Source organism: Streptomyces sp. NPDC008079, assembly GCF_042957385.1.
Taxonomy (GTDB): Bacteria; Actinomycetota; Actinomycetes; order Streptomycetales; family Streptomycetaceae; genus Actinacidiphila.
Window position 1 is genome coordinate 95401 of sequence record NZ_JBIBIC010000013.1, and the last position, 13445, is coordinate 108845.

Annotated in this window: 12 protein-coding genes; 4 read left to right on the forward strand and 8 right to left on the reverse strand. The window is 72.1% G+C overall.

Annotated features, from left to right (window positions below; translation table 11 throughout):
* Positions 1 to 335 precede the first annotated feature (335 nt).
* Positions 336 to 1127: an NAD(P)H-binding protein gene (locus tag ACFZAM_RS25090; protein WP_391049587.1), complete on the forward strand. Its 792-nt coding sequence runs from the start codon at positions 336 to 338 to the stop codon at positions 1125 to 1127.
* Here the strand turns inward: ACFZAM_RS25090 and ACFZAM_RS25095 are convergent.
* The 3 genes from ACFZAM_RS25095 to ACFZAM_RS25105 all read right to left on the reverse strand — a co-directional run bounded on the left by ACFZAM_RS25095 (position 1108) and on the right by ACFZAM_RS25105 (position 4087).
* Complete coding sequence (locus ACFZAM_RS25095) at positions 1108 to 1596, reverse strand: GNAT family N-acetyltransferase (protein WP_391049468.1); 489 nt, start codon at positions 1594 to 1596, stop codon at positions 1108 to 1110. The genes ACFZAM_RS25090 and ACFZAM_RS25095 overlap by 20 nt on opposite strands.
* Before the next feature lie 76 nt (positions 1597 to 1672).
* The gene (aceB, locus tag ACFZAM_RS25100; protein WP_355338974.1) at positions 1673 to 3292 is read right to left on the reverse strand and encodes a malate synthase A; all 1620 of its coding nucleotides are present in this window, start codon (positions 3290 to 3292) and stop codon (positions 1673 to 1675) included.
* Between the two features lie 129 nt (positions 3293 to 3421).
* Positions 3422 to 4087 carry a nucleotidyltransferase family protein gene (locus ACFZAM_RS25105; RefSeq protein WP_355338977.1) on the reverse strand — a complete coding sequence of 222 codons (666 nt, stop codon included), beginning with the start codon at positions 4085 to 4087 and terminating at the stop codon, positions 3422 to 3424.
* Between the two features lie 118 nt (positions 4088 to 4205).
* Here ACFZAM_RS25105 and ACFZAM_RS25110 point away from each other — a divergent pair, with 118 nt between their 5' ends.
* Both ACFZAM_RS25110 and ACFZAM_RS25115 read left to right on the forward strand, forming a co-directional pair.
* Entirely contained in the window at positions 4206 to 5924 is a 1719-nt protein-coding gene (locus tag ACFZAM_RS25110) for a hypothetical protein (protein ID WP_391049471.1), read from the forward strand.
* Positions 5925 to 5996: 72 nt separating this feature from the next.
* The gene (locus tag ACFZAM_RS25115) at positions 5997 to 6314 is read left to right on the forward strand and encodes a DUF5955 family protein (protein ID WP_355338983.1); all 318 of its coding nucleotides are present in this window, start codon (positions 5997 to 5999) and stop codon (positions 6312 to 6314) included.
* 79 nt (positions 6315 to 6393) lie between these two features.
* On the opposite strand, the gene ACFZAM_RS25120 is transcribed toward ACFZAM_RS25115, so the two are convergent.
* Positions 6394 to 7170 carry an IclR family transcriptional regulator C-terminal domain-containing protein gene (locus ACFZAM_RS25120; protein ID WP_391049472.1) on the reverse strand — a complete coding sequence of 259 codons (777 nt, stop codon included), beginning with the start codon at positions 7168 to 7170 and terminating at the stop codon, positions 6394 to 6396.
* A gap of 233 nt (positions 7171 to 7403) precedes the next feature.
* Between ACFZAM_RS25120 and allB the strand changes: the two genes are divergently transcribed.
* Complete coding sequence (gene allB, locus ACFZAM_RS25125) at positions 7404 to 8765, forward strand: allantoinase AllB (RefSeq protein ID WP_391049474.1); 1362 nt, start codon at positions 7404 to 7406, stop codon at positions 8763 to 8765.
* 74 nt (positions 8766 to 8839) lie between these two features.
* On the opposite strand, the gene ACFZAM_RS25130 is transcribed toward allB, so the two are convergent.
* From ACFZAM_RS25130 to ACFZAM_RS25145, 4 genes are read right to left on the reverse strand one after another with little or no spacing between them, the layout of a single operon-like run.
* Positions 8840 to 10195: a GH1 family beta-glucosidase gene (locus ACFZAM_RS25130; protein ID WP_355338992.1), complete on the reverse strand. Its 1356-nt coding sequence runs from the start codon at positions 10193 to 10195 to the stop codon at positions 8840 to 8842.
* 19 nt (positions 10196 to 10214) lie between these two features.
* Positions 10215 to 11084, reverse strand: coding sequence for a carbohydrate ABC transporter permease (locus ACFZAM_RS25135; protein WP_355338995.1), 870 nt, complete (start codon positions 11082 to 11084; stop codon positions 10215 to 10217).
* Positions 11077 to 12075 (reverse strand): sugar ABC transporter permease, encoded by a 999-nt coding sequence (locus ACFZAM_RS25140; protein ID WP_355338998.1) that lies wholly within the window; start codon positions 12073 to 12075, stop codon positions 11077 to 11079. The genes ACFZAM_RS25135 and ACFZAM_RS25140 overlap by 8 nt, the downstream gene beginning before the upstream one ends.
* Before the next feature lie 11 nt (positions 12076 to 12086).
* Positions 12087 to 13433 carry a sugar ABC transporter substrate-binding protein gene (locus ACFZAM_RS25145; RefSeq protein WP_355339001.1) on the reverse strand — a complete coding sequence of 449 codons (1347 nt, stop codon included), beginning with the start codon at positions 13431 to 13433 and terminating at the stop codon, positions 12087 to 12089.
* Positions 13434 to 13445 lie beyond the last annotated feature (12 nt).

Consider the following 13445-nt stretch of genomic DNA (forward strand, 5'->3'; position numbering starts at 1 on the left):
CCGGACCCTGTCCTGACACGGGTCCGGCGACACCGCCCCCGGACCGTGGGACCACGGTCGGCCCCGCGGCTCCGGGGGCGGCGTCTCCCCGAAACCACGGCCCGCACCACGGCCCGCACTCCGGCGCGCGCACCGGGGCCGGGTGCCACGGCGGGTACGCGACGACCTCCCGCTCCGCGCCGTTTACTATGCGTTCAGCCGGACGTCCGCACCCCGCCGGGTGCGGGGCGCGGCAGGCAGGATTCCGCCACAGCCAGAGGTGAGCGCCCGTGAGCCCGACCGAGCCCGTATCCGCCGAAGGCTACGCCGCCGAGCCCGCCACGGGGGCCGTCACCCTGGTCACCGGCGGCACCGGCACCCTCGGCCGCGCGCTGGTCGACCGGCTGCTCGCCGCCGGCCGCCCGGTACGCGTGCTCAGCCGCGGCCCGCGTGGGGCCGACGACGCGCGGCCGTACGAGTGGGCGGTCGGCGACCTGCGGACCGGCGTCGGCATCGACGGCGCGCTCTTCGACGGCGTCGGCACGATCGCGCACTGCGCGACCACCAACGGCCGCGGCGACGTCGAGGCCACCGAGCGGCTGACCGGAGCGGCGGTGCGCGCGGGCGGCGACCCGCACCTGGTGTACATCTCGATCGTCGGCGTCGACCGCGTCCCGCTCGGCTACTACCGCGCCAAACTCGCCGCGGAGACCGTCGTGGAGGAGTGCGGGCTGCCGTGGACGGTGCTGCGCACCACGCAGTTCCACGACCTGGTGGCCCGGCTCACCGTCGCGCAGCGGCGGTTGCCCGCGATCCTGACGCTGTCCGGAGTGAGCTTCCAGCCGGTCGACGTCACCGAGGTCGCGGACCGGCTCGCGGACCTGGCCGGAGGCGAACCCGTGGGCCACGCACCGGACTTGGGCGGTCCGCAGATCCGCAGCGCCGCCGATCTGACCCGCGCGACCCTGCGCGCGGCGGGCCGCCGCAGGCTCGTTGTACCGCTGCGGCTGCCCGGCGCCCTGGCGGGCGCGCTGCGCGCGGGCGGCAATCTGACCCCCGATCACGCCGACGGCCGGATCACCTACGACTCCTGGCTCGCCGCCCGCACCCCGCCGAGGAAGCCGGGGATCACAGCGCCCGGTGCATGATGTGCAGGCCGACGTAGCCCAGACGCGGATGCCGGAACCCCTCGGGGACCGTACCGATCACCCGGAAGCCCAGTGACTCGTACAGCTTCATCGCGTAGGTGTTGGACTCCACCACGGCGTTGAACTGCATGGCGCGGAAGCCCTCGCGCTCCGCCCAGCGCAGCGCCTCCTCGCACAGCGCGCGGCCCGCACCGCGGCCGCGGTGCGCGGGGTCGACCATGAAGCTGGCGCTGGAGACATGGGCGGCGTTGCCGCCCTGGTTGGCGTTCATCTTGGCGGTGCCGAGCACCGTGCCGTCGTCGCCGACGGCCACGACCGTCCGCGCGGGCGGCGCGAGCAGCCAGTAGTCCCTGGCCGTCGCCTCCGGGATGTCCGTCGGATAGCTGAAGGTCTCCCCGTCCGCGCAGATCCGCCGCAGGAACGGCCAGATCCGCGGCCAGTCGGCCTCGGTCACATCACGGATGAGCATGCGGAGCAGCATGAACGGCCGCCGGCGCCGGGTGCAAGCGCGTTTCGGCGCGGCGGCCGTTCCCGGGCGCCGGGGCTCAGTCCGCCAGCAACTCGTAGGCGGGCAGCGTCAGGAAGTCGACGTACTCCGCGTCGAGCGCCGTGCGCAGCAGCAGCTCATGGGCCTCGGTCCACTTGCCCGCCGCGAACGCCTCCTCGCCGATCTCCTCGCGGATCGCGGCGAGTTCGTCGGCGGCCACCCGCAGCACGAGGTCGTGGGTCGCTTTCTCGCCGTTCTCGAAGACGACCCCCGCGTTGATCCACTGCCAGATCTGCGAGCGGGAGATCTCGGCGGTGGCGGCGTCCTCCATCAGGTTGAAGATCGCCACCGCGCCGAGGCCGCGCAGCCACGCCTCGATGTAACGGGTGCCGACCTGCACCGCGTTGCGCAGCCCGTCGAAGGTCGGCTTCGCGTCCAGCGAGGCGATGTCGATCAGTTCGGCCGCGGTGACGTGCACGTCCTCGCGCAGCCGGTCCTTCTGGTTCGGCCGGTCGCCGAGGACCGCGTCGAAGGAGGCGCGGGCGATCGGCACCAGGTCGGGGTGCGCGACCCACGAGCCGTCGAAACCGTCCCCGGCCTCACGGTCCTTGTCCGCCCTGACCTTCTCGAACGCGACCTTGTTGACCTCCGCGTCGCGCCGGGACGGGATGAAGGCGGCCATCCCGCCGATCGCGTGCGCGCCGCGCTTGTGGCAGGTGCGCACCAGCAGTTCGGTGTACGCACGCATGAACGGGGCCGTCATCGTCACCGCGTTGCGGTCCGGGAGCACGAAACGGGCGCCGCCGTCACGGAAGTTCTTGACGATGGAGAAGAGGTAGTCCCAGCGGCCCGCGTTCAACCCCGAGGCGTGGTCGCGCAGTTCGTACAGGATCTCGTCCATCTCGTACGCGGCGGTGATCGTCTCGATCAGCACGGTCGCGCGCACGGTGCCCTGCGGGACGCCCACGTAGTCCTGCGCGAAGACGAACACGTCGTTCCACAGCCGGGCTTCGAGGTGCGACTCGGTCTTGGGCAGGTAGAAGTACGGGCCCTTGCCGAGGTCGATCAGCCGCTGGGCGTTGTGGAAGAAGTACAGGCCGAAGTCGACCAGGCCGCCGGGGATCTGCTCGCCGTCCACGGTGAGGTGGCGTTCCGGCAGGTGCCAGCCGCGCGGGCGCATCACGACGGTGGCCAGGTCCGCCGGGTCGCCGAGCGCGTACGACTTGCCCTCGGGGGAAGTGAAGTCGATCCTGCGCTCGTAGGCGTCGATCATGTTGACCTGGCCGCCGATGACGTTCTCCCAGGTGGGGGCGGAGGCGTCCTCGAAGTCGGCGAGCCAGATCCGCGCGCCGGAGTTCAGCGCGTTGATGGTCATCTTGCGGTCGGTGGGGCCGGTGATCTCCACCCGGCGGTCGTCGAGCGCGGCGGGCGCGGGGGCGACCCGCCAGTCGCCGTCCCGGATGTGTGCGGTCTCCGGGAGGAAGTCGAGGGTGCCGGTGCGGGCGATCCCGGCGCGCCGCTCCTGGCGGCGGGCCAGCAACTCGGCGCGGCGGGGCGCGAAACGGCGGTGCAGCTCGGCGAGGAACACCAGCGCCTCGGGGGTCAGCACCTCCTCCGCGCGGGGGACGGGCCCGGCGGCCTCGGAGACGACGGCCGGAGACGGCGCTGATGCGGACATGCTGTCACTGCTCCAGAGTGCGAGTGTGTCTGGCGCCCGCCGGGGTGCGGGACTGGCACCGGGTGCCAGGGCCGGTCCGAGGTACGGGCGGTTCTGCAAGGTGGAGTATAGATTTCACAGTGCGGAAGTTCAACGCTTTGTGGCACGGGGTGCAGCCGCAGGCTCCGCCGGGTCCGGGGCGGGCCGGAGAAGCCCCAGGTCGGCGGGGGTGTCGATATCGGCCGGGTCGCCGATGTCACCGCACTCCACGAGCACGGTGTGGTCGGCGTGCTCGCGCAGATACGTACGCGCCCCGCGGTCCCCGGTGGCGCTGCCCGCGACCCCGGCCCAGCGGGCGCCCCCGATCAGCACCGGGTGGCCGCGCCTGCCGTCGTACACCGCGCAGGCCAGGGCCGACACCAGGGCCTCGCCTCCACCGGCCGCCGCCAGCACGCGGGCGACGGCAGCCGCGCCCACGCCGGGCTGGTCCACCAGGCCGATCAGCGCCGCGGCCGGGGCGTCGGCCGACGCCGCGAGCGAGGCGAGCCCGGCCCGCAGCGAGGAGCCCATGCCCTCCTCCCAGCGCGGATTGCGCACCACCACGCAGCCGGAGAGGTCGGCGCGCTCCACCACCTCGTCGGCCGCCGCGCCCAGCACCACGTGCACCGGGCCGCAGCCGCCCGCGCGCAGCACCCGTACCGCGTGCTCCACCAACGGCCGCCCCTCGTACGGCAGCAGCGCCTTCGGCCGCCCGCCCAGCCGCCGCCCGCCACCGGCCGCCAGCAGCAGTCCGGCCACCTCGCCCTTTGTGTGCATAACTCCTGCATACCGTGACGGGACCATGGCCGAACAGGCCGCGGTCGGCGTGGCGTGTTCCGGTATCGTCGGCGTGAGGGCCGGAAGGGGCGGTGACCGGCCGAGGGAACGGGGACTGATGGGCGCTCAGCACTTCCAGCCGCTGACGGCCGAGGATCCGACCGGCGTCCCGGGCTACCGGATCAGCGCGCGGCTCGGCGGGCGCGTCTACCTCGCGCACGCGCCGGGCGGCATACCGGTCGCGCTCCGCCTGATCGACCGGCTCCCGCCCGACGTCCACGCCCTGCGGCAGGTGCACGGGCCCTACGTCGTCCCCTTCGTCGACGGCGGCGCCGACGACTCCGGCGCGGGCCCCTGGCTCGCCACCGCCTACGTCCCCGGCCTCTCGCTGCGCACCGCCGTCACCACCACAGGGCCGCTCCCCGTCCCCAGCGTCCTGCGGCTCGTCGCCGGAATCGCCGAAGCGCTGCGCACCATCCACCACCGCGGGCTCACCCATGCCGCCCTCACCCCCGCCCACGTCCTCCTCGCCGCCGACGGCCCGCGCGTCAAGGACTTCGCCCTGACGGGCGCGGCCGCGTCCGATACGTCAGCCGCCGCGTCGTCGGCGAGCCGGACGGCGCCCGCGGGCGCCGCGGAGGGCTTGCCCGCCCAGGGACCGGCGCCCGTCTCGCTCATGGGGGAACCCGTCGCCGACGAGCCGCCCGCCGCGGCGGCGTTCCTGGCGCCCGAGCAGCTGGCGGGGAAGGCCGGGGGGCCCGCGGCCGATGTGTTCTCGCTGGGGCTGATCGCCGCGTACGCGGCCGTCGGAGGGGCGGCCGTCGGGGGCGGGGAGGCGGATCTCAACGAGCTGCCGGGGGAGCTGCGGGAGATCGTGACGCGGTGCCTGATCAAGGACCCCGCGCTGCGGCCGTCGCCCGCGCAGATCATCGCGATGTGCGCGCAGGCGGCGCCCGACGCGTCGCGGCGGCGGGCGGACCGGTGGCTGCCGCCCGCGCTGCTGGCGGCGATCGTTCCGGCGATGCCGCCGCCCGCGCCGCCGATACCGGTGGCGCCGCCGACCGGGCATCCGGGATCGCTGCACTACGGGTGGGCGCGGCCGAGCGCCGGGCACGTACCGTACCGCCCCCACCTGCCGCACTTGCCGCACCTCCCGCGCCCGCCCGCCCGGCGCCGGGGCGGCACCGTCCTGGCGGCGGTCGCCGCCCTGGCGGTCGTGGCCGCCGTCGGGGCCGTCCTCCTCGACCGCTCCGACGACGACCACCGCGCGAGCGGCGCGTCCACCGCCTCCACCGCGCCCGCCGCGGCGCCCACCACCGCGCCGCCGGACTCCGGCGCAGGAGGCGGGGACGCGACCGGCGCACCCGAGCAGCCGAGCGGCATCCGGTACGCGGGCATACGGCTCCCGGCGGGCTCGGGCCTGTCGCTGACCCAGGACCCGCCCGTGGTGCTCCCCGGCCCCTTCACCGGGGACATCGGCTTCACCCCGGAGCCCGAGGCGTTCGGCACCGACCCCGCCCACGGCACCGTCGCCCTGCTGGACCCGGCCGCGCCCGACACCCTCGCGGGCTGCCGCGGCGCCGCCGCCGCAAGCCCTTCCATCCCGCGGGACTCGGTGAGCGCGGGCTCGCGCGTCTGCGTACAGTCCGCCGACGGCACGGTCGCGCTGGTCGTCTTCCGGACGCTGACGCCGAAGGGCGCTCCGGCACCCAGTGCCAGTCTGGACGTCACCGTGTGGCGGACCGAGGGGCGCAGCGCCGAGGCCAACCAGGACGGCATTCCAAACCCACAAGCGCTCGGCACAGTGAATTTGGCGCATTTTTCGAAGACCGTATAGCGCGACCGGCTTCGCTTCGCGTTAACTGATCGGCCCCGGAGACCACGTCGGAGAACCGGGGGCGGAGTGGGTGTGAGGCAGAAGTACGCGCTGGGGGAGACACAGGTGGTCAGTGCGCCGGGGGCGGCGGAATTACGGGCGGCGGTGGCTCGCGTTCAACGGGAACTCGCGGCGTATCGCCCGGCGTTGCCGGACCGCGCCGTCGCGGAGGACGAGCTGGCCGTCCTGGCCAGGCTCGCCGCGCAGCCGGCGCCGGCCGCGATACGCGACGCCGAGGCCGTTCGGCACTCTCTTTTACTCGTCGCCGCCGCTCTCGGTTCGGTCAGCGCCCTGACCGAACCGCTCGCGGAGCTGCACGAAACGGTGGAGCGCGCGACGCCGACGTGCTGACCGTGCGGGTGCCGTTCTTTACGGGCGCCGCCCGTGCGTGGGCCGGTCCCGGTCCATGGACGGGCGGAGGCGGTGCGCCTCAGGAGGACGGCGACGGCGCCGTGGTGGTGGCCAGGGCGAGCGACAGGGCCTGGGCCACCTCGTGGAGGACGGGGATGATCTTGTCGGTGGCGGATTCGGTGACGCGGCCGGCCGGGCCGGAGATGGAGATGGCGGCGGCGGTGGGGGAGTCGGGGACGGTGACGGCGAGGCAGCGGACGCCGACCTCTTGTTCGTTGTCGTCCACGGCGTAGCCCATCGCGCGGATGCGGCCGAGTTCGGTGAGGAAGTCGTCCGGGTCGGTGATGGTGCGGTCGGTGGCGGCGGGCATACCGGTACGGGCGAGCAGGGCGCGTACCTCCTCCGGGGGAACGTCGGCGAGCAGGGCCTTGCCGACGCCGGTGGAGTGGGGGAGGACGCGGCGGCCGACCTCGGTGAACATCCGCATGGAGTGGCGGGAGGGGACCTGGGCCACGTAGACGACCTCGTCGCCGTCGAGCAGCGCCATGTTGGCGGTCTCGCCGGTGGCCTCGACCAGTTCGGCGAGGTAGGGGCGGGCCCAGGTGCCGAGCAGGCGGGAGGCGGTCTCGCCGAGGCGGATCAGGCGGGGGCCGAGCGCGTAGCGGCGGTTCGGCTGCTGGCGGACGTATCCGCAGCTCACGAGGGTGCGCATCAGGCGGTGGATGGTCGGCAGCGGGAGCCCGCTGCTGGAGGACAGCTCGCTGAGCCCCACCTCGCCGCCCGCGTCCGCCATGCGCTCCAGCAGGTCAAAGGCCCGTTCGAGGGACTGGACGCCCCCGGCGCGGTCAGCAGACACGTGCGATCCCCTCGGCAAGGTCGGCGTTCGTCGGCAATCATGGCGGTGCGGCGGTACGGCGGTACGGCGGTGCGGCAGTGCGCGAAGGCGTCGGCGGCCAGGTCACCAGCCGTGCCGACGGTGTTGCGAAATGCGGTTTCCGCTCTGCGGAAGCTTACACGCCCTTGACGGTGTGCGGGATCTTCCTGCACATTGCGTTTCAACGAATTGTTGAAGGTGTGGTGGGAGGGTACGTGAAGGACGCGGAGGAACTGATCCTGCGCTCGCGGCGCGTCGTGACGCCGGAGGGCGAACGGCCCGCGGCGGTCGCCGTCAGCGGCGGAGTGATCAGCGCGGTGCGGCCCTACGAGACCCCCGACCCGGCCGGTGCGCGCGTGGTCGACCTCGGCGACGACGTCCTGCTGCCCGGCCTGGTCGACACCCACGTGCACATCAACGACCCCGGCCGCACGGAGTGGGAAGGCTTCGCGACGGCCACCGCGGCGGCTGCGGCGGGCGGCATCACGACGCTCGTCGACATGCCGCTCAACAGCGTCCCGCCGACCACCACCACCGCGCATCTGACGGTCAAGCGGGACACCGCGCGCGGCCGCGTGCACACCGACGTCGGCTTCTGGGGCGGCGCCGTCCCCGGCAACGTCAAGGACCTCCAACCCCTGCACGACGCGGGCGTCTTCGGCTTCAAGTGCTTCCTGCTGCACTCCGGCGTCGACGAGTTCCCGCAGCTCGACCCGGCCGAACTGGAGGAAGCCCTCACCGAGTTGACCCGGTTCGACGCCCTGCTCATCGTGCACGCCGAGGACCCGGGGCTGATCGACGGCGCCCCGCGGCGCGGCGGCCCGCACTACGCCGACTTCCTCGCCTCCCGGCCGCGCGCCGCGGAGGACACCGCCGTCGCCGGTCTGATCGCGCTGGCCGAGCGGCTCGGCGCCCGCGTCCATGTGCTGCACCTGTCCTCCTCCGGGGCGCTGCCGCTGATCGCCGCGGCCAAGCGCGAGGGCGTCCGCGTCACCGTGGAGACCTGCCCGCACTTCCTCACCCTGACCGCGGAGGAAGTCCCGGACGGGGCAACGGAGTTCAAGTGCTGCCCGCCGATCCGCGAGGCCGCCAACCAGGACGCGCTCTGGCGGGCGCTGGCCGACGGCACCATCGACTGCGTGGTCTCCGACCACTCGCCGTCCACCGTCGACCTCAAGCGCAAGGACACCGGCGACTTCGCCGCCGCCTGGGGCGGCATCTCCTCGCTGCAACTCGGCCTGCCCGCGGTCTGGACCGAGGCCCGGCGCCGCGGCCACACCGTCGCCGACGTCGCCCGCTGGATGTCCGCAGGGCCCGCCCGGCTCGCCGGACTCACCGCCAAGGGCGCCATCGCCGCGGGCTACGACGCCGACTTCGCGGTCCTCGCCCCCGAGGAGACCTTCACCGTCGACCCGGCCCGTCTGCACCACCGCAACCCGATCACCGCCTACGCGGGCAGGACCCTGCACGGTGTCGTACGCGGCACCTGGCTGCGCGGCGAGCGGATCGCCGACCACGGCGCGGTGACCGGCGAGCCCGTCGGCCGGCTCATCGAACGGCCGGCCGACGGGAGTTGAGGCCCCGTCAGGGGCGGGCGCGCGGAAGGGGTGCCGCATCCCCGGGACGGCACCCCTCATCCGCGACCGCGATCTCAGGCCGCGCGCCGCACCCGGCGCCGGTGGGCGGCGATGATGTCCGCGTAGCGGCGACCGCTGCCCTTGATCGTGCGCTTCTGCGTCGGGTAGTCGACGTGCACCAGACCGAAGCGCTTGTCGTAGCCGTACGCCCACTCGAAGTTGTCCAGCAGCGACCAGGCGTAGTAACCGGCCAGCGGCACCCCGCGGCGGACCGCCCTGGCGCAGGCGGCCAGGTGCTCCTCCAGGTAGGTGGCCCGCTCAGGGTCGTCGACCTGTCCGTCGGGACCGACGGTGTCGTGGTAGGCGGAACCGTTCTCCGTCACGAAGATCCGGCTCGCGCCGTACTCCTCGGAGAGCCGGACCAGAAGCTGCTCCAGGCCGTCGGCGTTGACCTCCCAGTCCATCGCGGTCCGCCGGACGCCCGGCAGGTACACCGACTTGGCGTACGGCGCGGGGCCCGTCGGGTCGTCCGTGATGACATTGCGGAAGTAGTAGTTCAGACCCAGCCAGTCCAGCGGAGCGGCGATCGACTCCAGGTCGCCGTCCTTGATCGGCAGGTCCACGCCGTACAGCTCCACCATGTCCTGCGGGTAGCCGCGGCCGTGGATCGGGTCCAGCCACCAGCGGTTGGTGTGTCCGTCCGCGCGCCGGGCGGCGGCCACGTCGGCGTCGCGGTCGGTGGCGGGCTCGCACGGGCTGAGGTTGTTCACGATGCCGATCCGCAGATCGGAGTGGGCCGCGCGCAGCGCCTGCACGGCCAGGCCGTGGCCGACGTGCAGGTGGTACGAGGCGCGGACCGCCGCCGTCAGGTCCGTCCAGCCGGGGGCCATGGTGCCCTCCAGGTGGCCGATCCACGCCGAGCACAGCGGCTCGTTGAGCGTCGCCCAGTCCTTGACCCGGTCGCCGAGCGCCTGCCCGACGACGGCCGCGTACTCGCCGTACCGCTCGGCGGTCTCCCGCTCGGGCCAGCCGCCCCTGTCCTGCTGCGCCTGCGGCAGGTCCCAGTGGTAGAGCGTGGCGTTGGGCGTGATGCCCGCTTCGAGCAGGGCGTCGACCAGCCGGTCGTAGAAGGCGAGTCCGGCGGCGTTGACGGCGCCGGAACCCTGCGGGATCACCCGCGGCCACGCGATCGAGAAGCGGTAGGAGTCGAGGTCCAGGGCGCGCATCAGCTCCAGGTCCTCGGGCCAGCGGTGGTAGTGGTCACAGGCGACGTCGCCGGTGTCGCCGCCCGCGACCTTGCCGGGGGTTCGGGAGAAGGTGTCCCAGATGGACGGGGCCCGGCCGTCCTCGTCCACCCCGCCCTCGATCTGGTAGGCGGCGGTGGCCGCGCCCCAGACGAAATCGGCGGGAAGAGAGCTGAGGTCGTTCACAAGCAGCCTTTCGGTGGGGTCACTTGACGGCGCCGGCGGTGAGCCCGGCGACGAGGTAACGCTGGAGGAGGAGGAATCCGGCGACCACCGGCACACTCACCACGAGCGACGCGGCCATGACCTGGTTCCAGTACACGTCGTTCTGGCTGGCGTATCCGCGCAGGCCCACGGCGAGTGTCCTGGTCGAGTCATTGGTCATGACGGACGCGAAGAGCACTTCGCCCCACGCCGTCATGAACGCGTAGACGCACACGGCGACGATGCCGGGGATGGCGGCCGGCACGACGACCCGGAACAGCGCGCCGAGCGGGCCGCAGCCGTCCACCTTCGCGGCCTCGTCGAGGTCGCGCGGGATGGAGTCGAAGTACCCGACCAGCATCCAGATGGAGAAGGGGAGGGAGAAGGTCAGATACGTGATGATCAGGCCGAGCCTGCTGCCGTAGAGCTGGATGCCCGTGCTGTTCCCGATGTTGACGAAGATCAGGAACAGCGGCAGCAGGAACAGGATGCCGGGGAACATCTGCGTCGACAGCACCGTGACGGTGAAGAACTGGCGGCCGGGGAAGCGGTAGCGGCTCACGCCGTACGCCGCGAAGATCGCGATGACCACCGAGAAGAGGGTGGCGCTCACCGACACGATCAGCGAGTTCATGAAGTAGTGCCCGAGCGGCACGGTCTTCCAGATGTCGACGTACGGCCGCAGGGTGAGGCCGTTCGGTATCCAGTGGAACGTGCCCTGCACGTCCTGCAACCGCTTCAGCGACGAACTGAGCATCACGTACACGGGAGTGAGCACGAAGAGCAGCAGCAGGGTCAGAACGACCCGGCGGGTCCACAGGAAGGACTTCGGGGAGGCCATCGGCGACGGCTGCACGGGGATCCTAGGCATCGACTTCCCGCTTCCGTGTGAACAGCAGGTAGAACGCGGTCACCACGAGCAGGAAGAGCAGCAGGAGCACGGACATCGCCGAGCCCGAGCCGAAGTTCCAGGTGATGAACGACGACTGGTAGATGTGGATGGAGATCAGGTCGGCCGCGTGCGGTGCGGAGTTGCCGAAGAGCACGAACGGCGTGTTGAAGTCGTTGAACGTCCACAGGAAGAGCACCAGGACCAGTACCTGGTTCACCGGCCGCAGCGACGGCAGGGTGATCTTGCGGATCTGCTGCCAGATGCCCGCGCCGTCCATCGCCGCGGCCTCGTACAGCTCGCGCGGGATGTTCTGGAGACCGGCCATCAGGCACAGGAACGCGAACGGCCAGGACTTCCACACCGACACGATGACCAGCGCCCAGAAGCTGTTGTCACCGATCAGCCAGAACGGCTTGTTGGAGGTGAGGTGCAACTGGTCGTGCAGTACGTGGTTCACCAGGCCGGTGTCCTGCTGGAACATGAACGCCCAGGTGATGACGGCCGCGTAGACCGGCAGCGCGTACGGCACCAGGAAGATCGCGCGCATGATCGCCCGGCCGCGGAAGGCGTCCTGCATGAGGATCGCCGCCGCGGTGCCGATCAGCCAGGACAGGCCGACCGACAGGACGGTGAACATGACGGTCACCCAGAACGAGTGCAGCAGCGCCTCGCCGACGGGCTGGTCGAACTTGACCGCCACGCGGTAGTTGTCGAGACCGGTCCAGGGCGCGCTGCCCCAGTCGCGGATGAAGAACTGCGTGAGCCCTTTGAAGCTGATCACGATGCCGACGACCATCGGCACCAGGTGGATCAGCAGTTCCAGGATCAGTGCGGGGAAGAGCATGAGGTACGGCACGCCGACGCGGCGCAGCCGAGCGGGAATACGCGGCCGGAGCCGGCCCCTTCCGACGGGCTTGCCGTCGGAGGGGCCGGCCTCGGGAGCGCTCCGAGGAGGGGCAGTGGCAGTCATGGAGCCGATCCTTAGGAAGCGGGCATCTGCTGCTGCGCCTTGGTCAGCGCGGCCTTGACGGAGTCGGTCGAGACGTCCTTGCCGGCCGCGGCGTCCGCGAACAGGTCCTTGACCGCGGTACCGACCAGGGTCTCGAACTGGGCCTCGTTGGCGACCTGCGGCAGCGGGGCGGCGGAGCTGCCCAGCACGCTCGCGAGGGTCTTCAGGTCCGGGGTCTGGAAGGCGGGGTCGCTCTGCGCGGCCTTGACCGGCGGCAGCGAACCGTACGTCGAGTTGAGGGTCTTCTGCTCGGCGTCGCTGGTCATGAAGTTGACGAACTTCAGGGCGCCGTCGATGTTCTTGGAGTTCTTGAAGACCGCCATGTTGATACCGGCGACCATCGAGGTCACACCGGCGTCGCCGGTCGCGCCCGCCTGGAGGGTCGGGACGGGAACCACGCCGTACTGGTCGGGGTTCATGCCGTGCGACTTGATCGAGGTGGCGGCGGACTGCCACATCATCATCGCGGCCTTGCCGGTGGCGAAGTCGGTGATGGTCTGGTTCTGCGCGTACTCCGCGTTGCCCTTCGCGGCGATCTTGTCCTTGGCGATGAAGTCGACGTACTGCTTCACCGCGGCGACGTTGTTCGGGGTGTCGAAGGTCGCCTTGCCGGACGCGTCGAACCAGTCGGAGCCCCGCTGCTTGGCCAGCACGAAGGCGTGGTGGATGTTCTCGGAACCGTTGCCGCCCTCGACCGCGAGGCCGTAGTGGCCGTCCTTGGTGAGCTTCTTGCCGTCGGCGACCAGCTCGTCCCAGGTCTTGGGCGGGTTGGCTATGCCGGCGTCGGCGAACATCTTCTTGTTGTAGTACAGGCCGTACGCCATCGAGTACAGCGGCACCGCGGCCGGGTCCTTGCCGGCCGCGCCGGCGGCGGCGATCGACGCGGGCGCGAACTTGTCCTTGCCGCCGATCTTCGCGAAGGTCGCGTCGTCGAAGGGCAGCAGGGCGCCGGTGGCCTGGAGGGAGGCGGACCAGGTGTTGCCGATGTTCAGCACGTCGGGACCCTGGCCGGAAGTGGCCGCCGCGAGGATCCGGTTGAGCAGGTCGGACCACGGGATGACCTCCAGCTTGACCTTGATGCCGGTCTGCTGGGTGAACTTGGCGAGTTCGGGGGTGAGCACCTGCTTGTCGTTGTCCAGGCTGGTGCCCTGGTTGCTGGCCCAGTACGTCAGCGTCTTGCCGCCGCCGCCACTGGTGCTCTTGCTGCCGCCGCCGCTGCCGCTGTCGTCCGAGCCGCCACAGGCGGAGACGGTGAGACCGAGCGCGGCCACGAGGGCAGTGGCCGCGAGGAGTCTGCTGGAGGTGCTGGAGGTGCGCATAACGGGTCCCTC

Excerpts from the sequence above, each read along its gene's own strand:
- aceB (WP_355338974.1), bottom strand. The coding sequence starts at position 3,292 with ATGTCCGCATCAGCGCCGTCTCCGGCCGTCGTCTCCGAGGCCGCCGGG.
- ACFZAM_RS25145 (WP_355339001.1), bottom strand. The coding sequence starts at position 13,433 with ATGCGCACCTCCAGCACCTCCAGCAGACTCCTCGCGGCCACTGCCCTC.
- ACFZAM_RS25110 (WP_391049471.1), top strand. The coding sequence starts at position 4,206 with ATGGGCGCTCAGCACTTCCAGCCGCTGACGGCCGAGGATCCGACCGGC.
- ACFZAM_RS25140 (WP_355338998.1), bottom strand. The coding sequence starts at position 12,075 with ATGACTGCCACTGCCCCTCCTCGGAGCGCTCCCGAGGCCGGCCCCTCC.
- ACFZAM_RS25135 (WP_355338995.1), bottom strand. The coding sequence starts at position 11,084 with ATGCCTAGGATCCCCGTGCAGCCGTCGCCGATGGCCTCCCCGAAGTCC.
- ACFZAM_RS25095 (WP_391049468.1), bottom strand. The coding sequence starts at position 1,596 with ATGCTCATCCGTGATGTGACCGAGGCCGACTGGCCGCGGATCTGGCCG.
- ACFZAM_RS25105 (WP_355338977.1), bottom strand. The coding sequence starts at position 4,087 with ATGCACACAAAGGGCGAGGTGGCCGGACTGCTGCTGGCGGCCGGTGGC.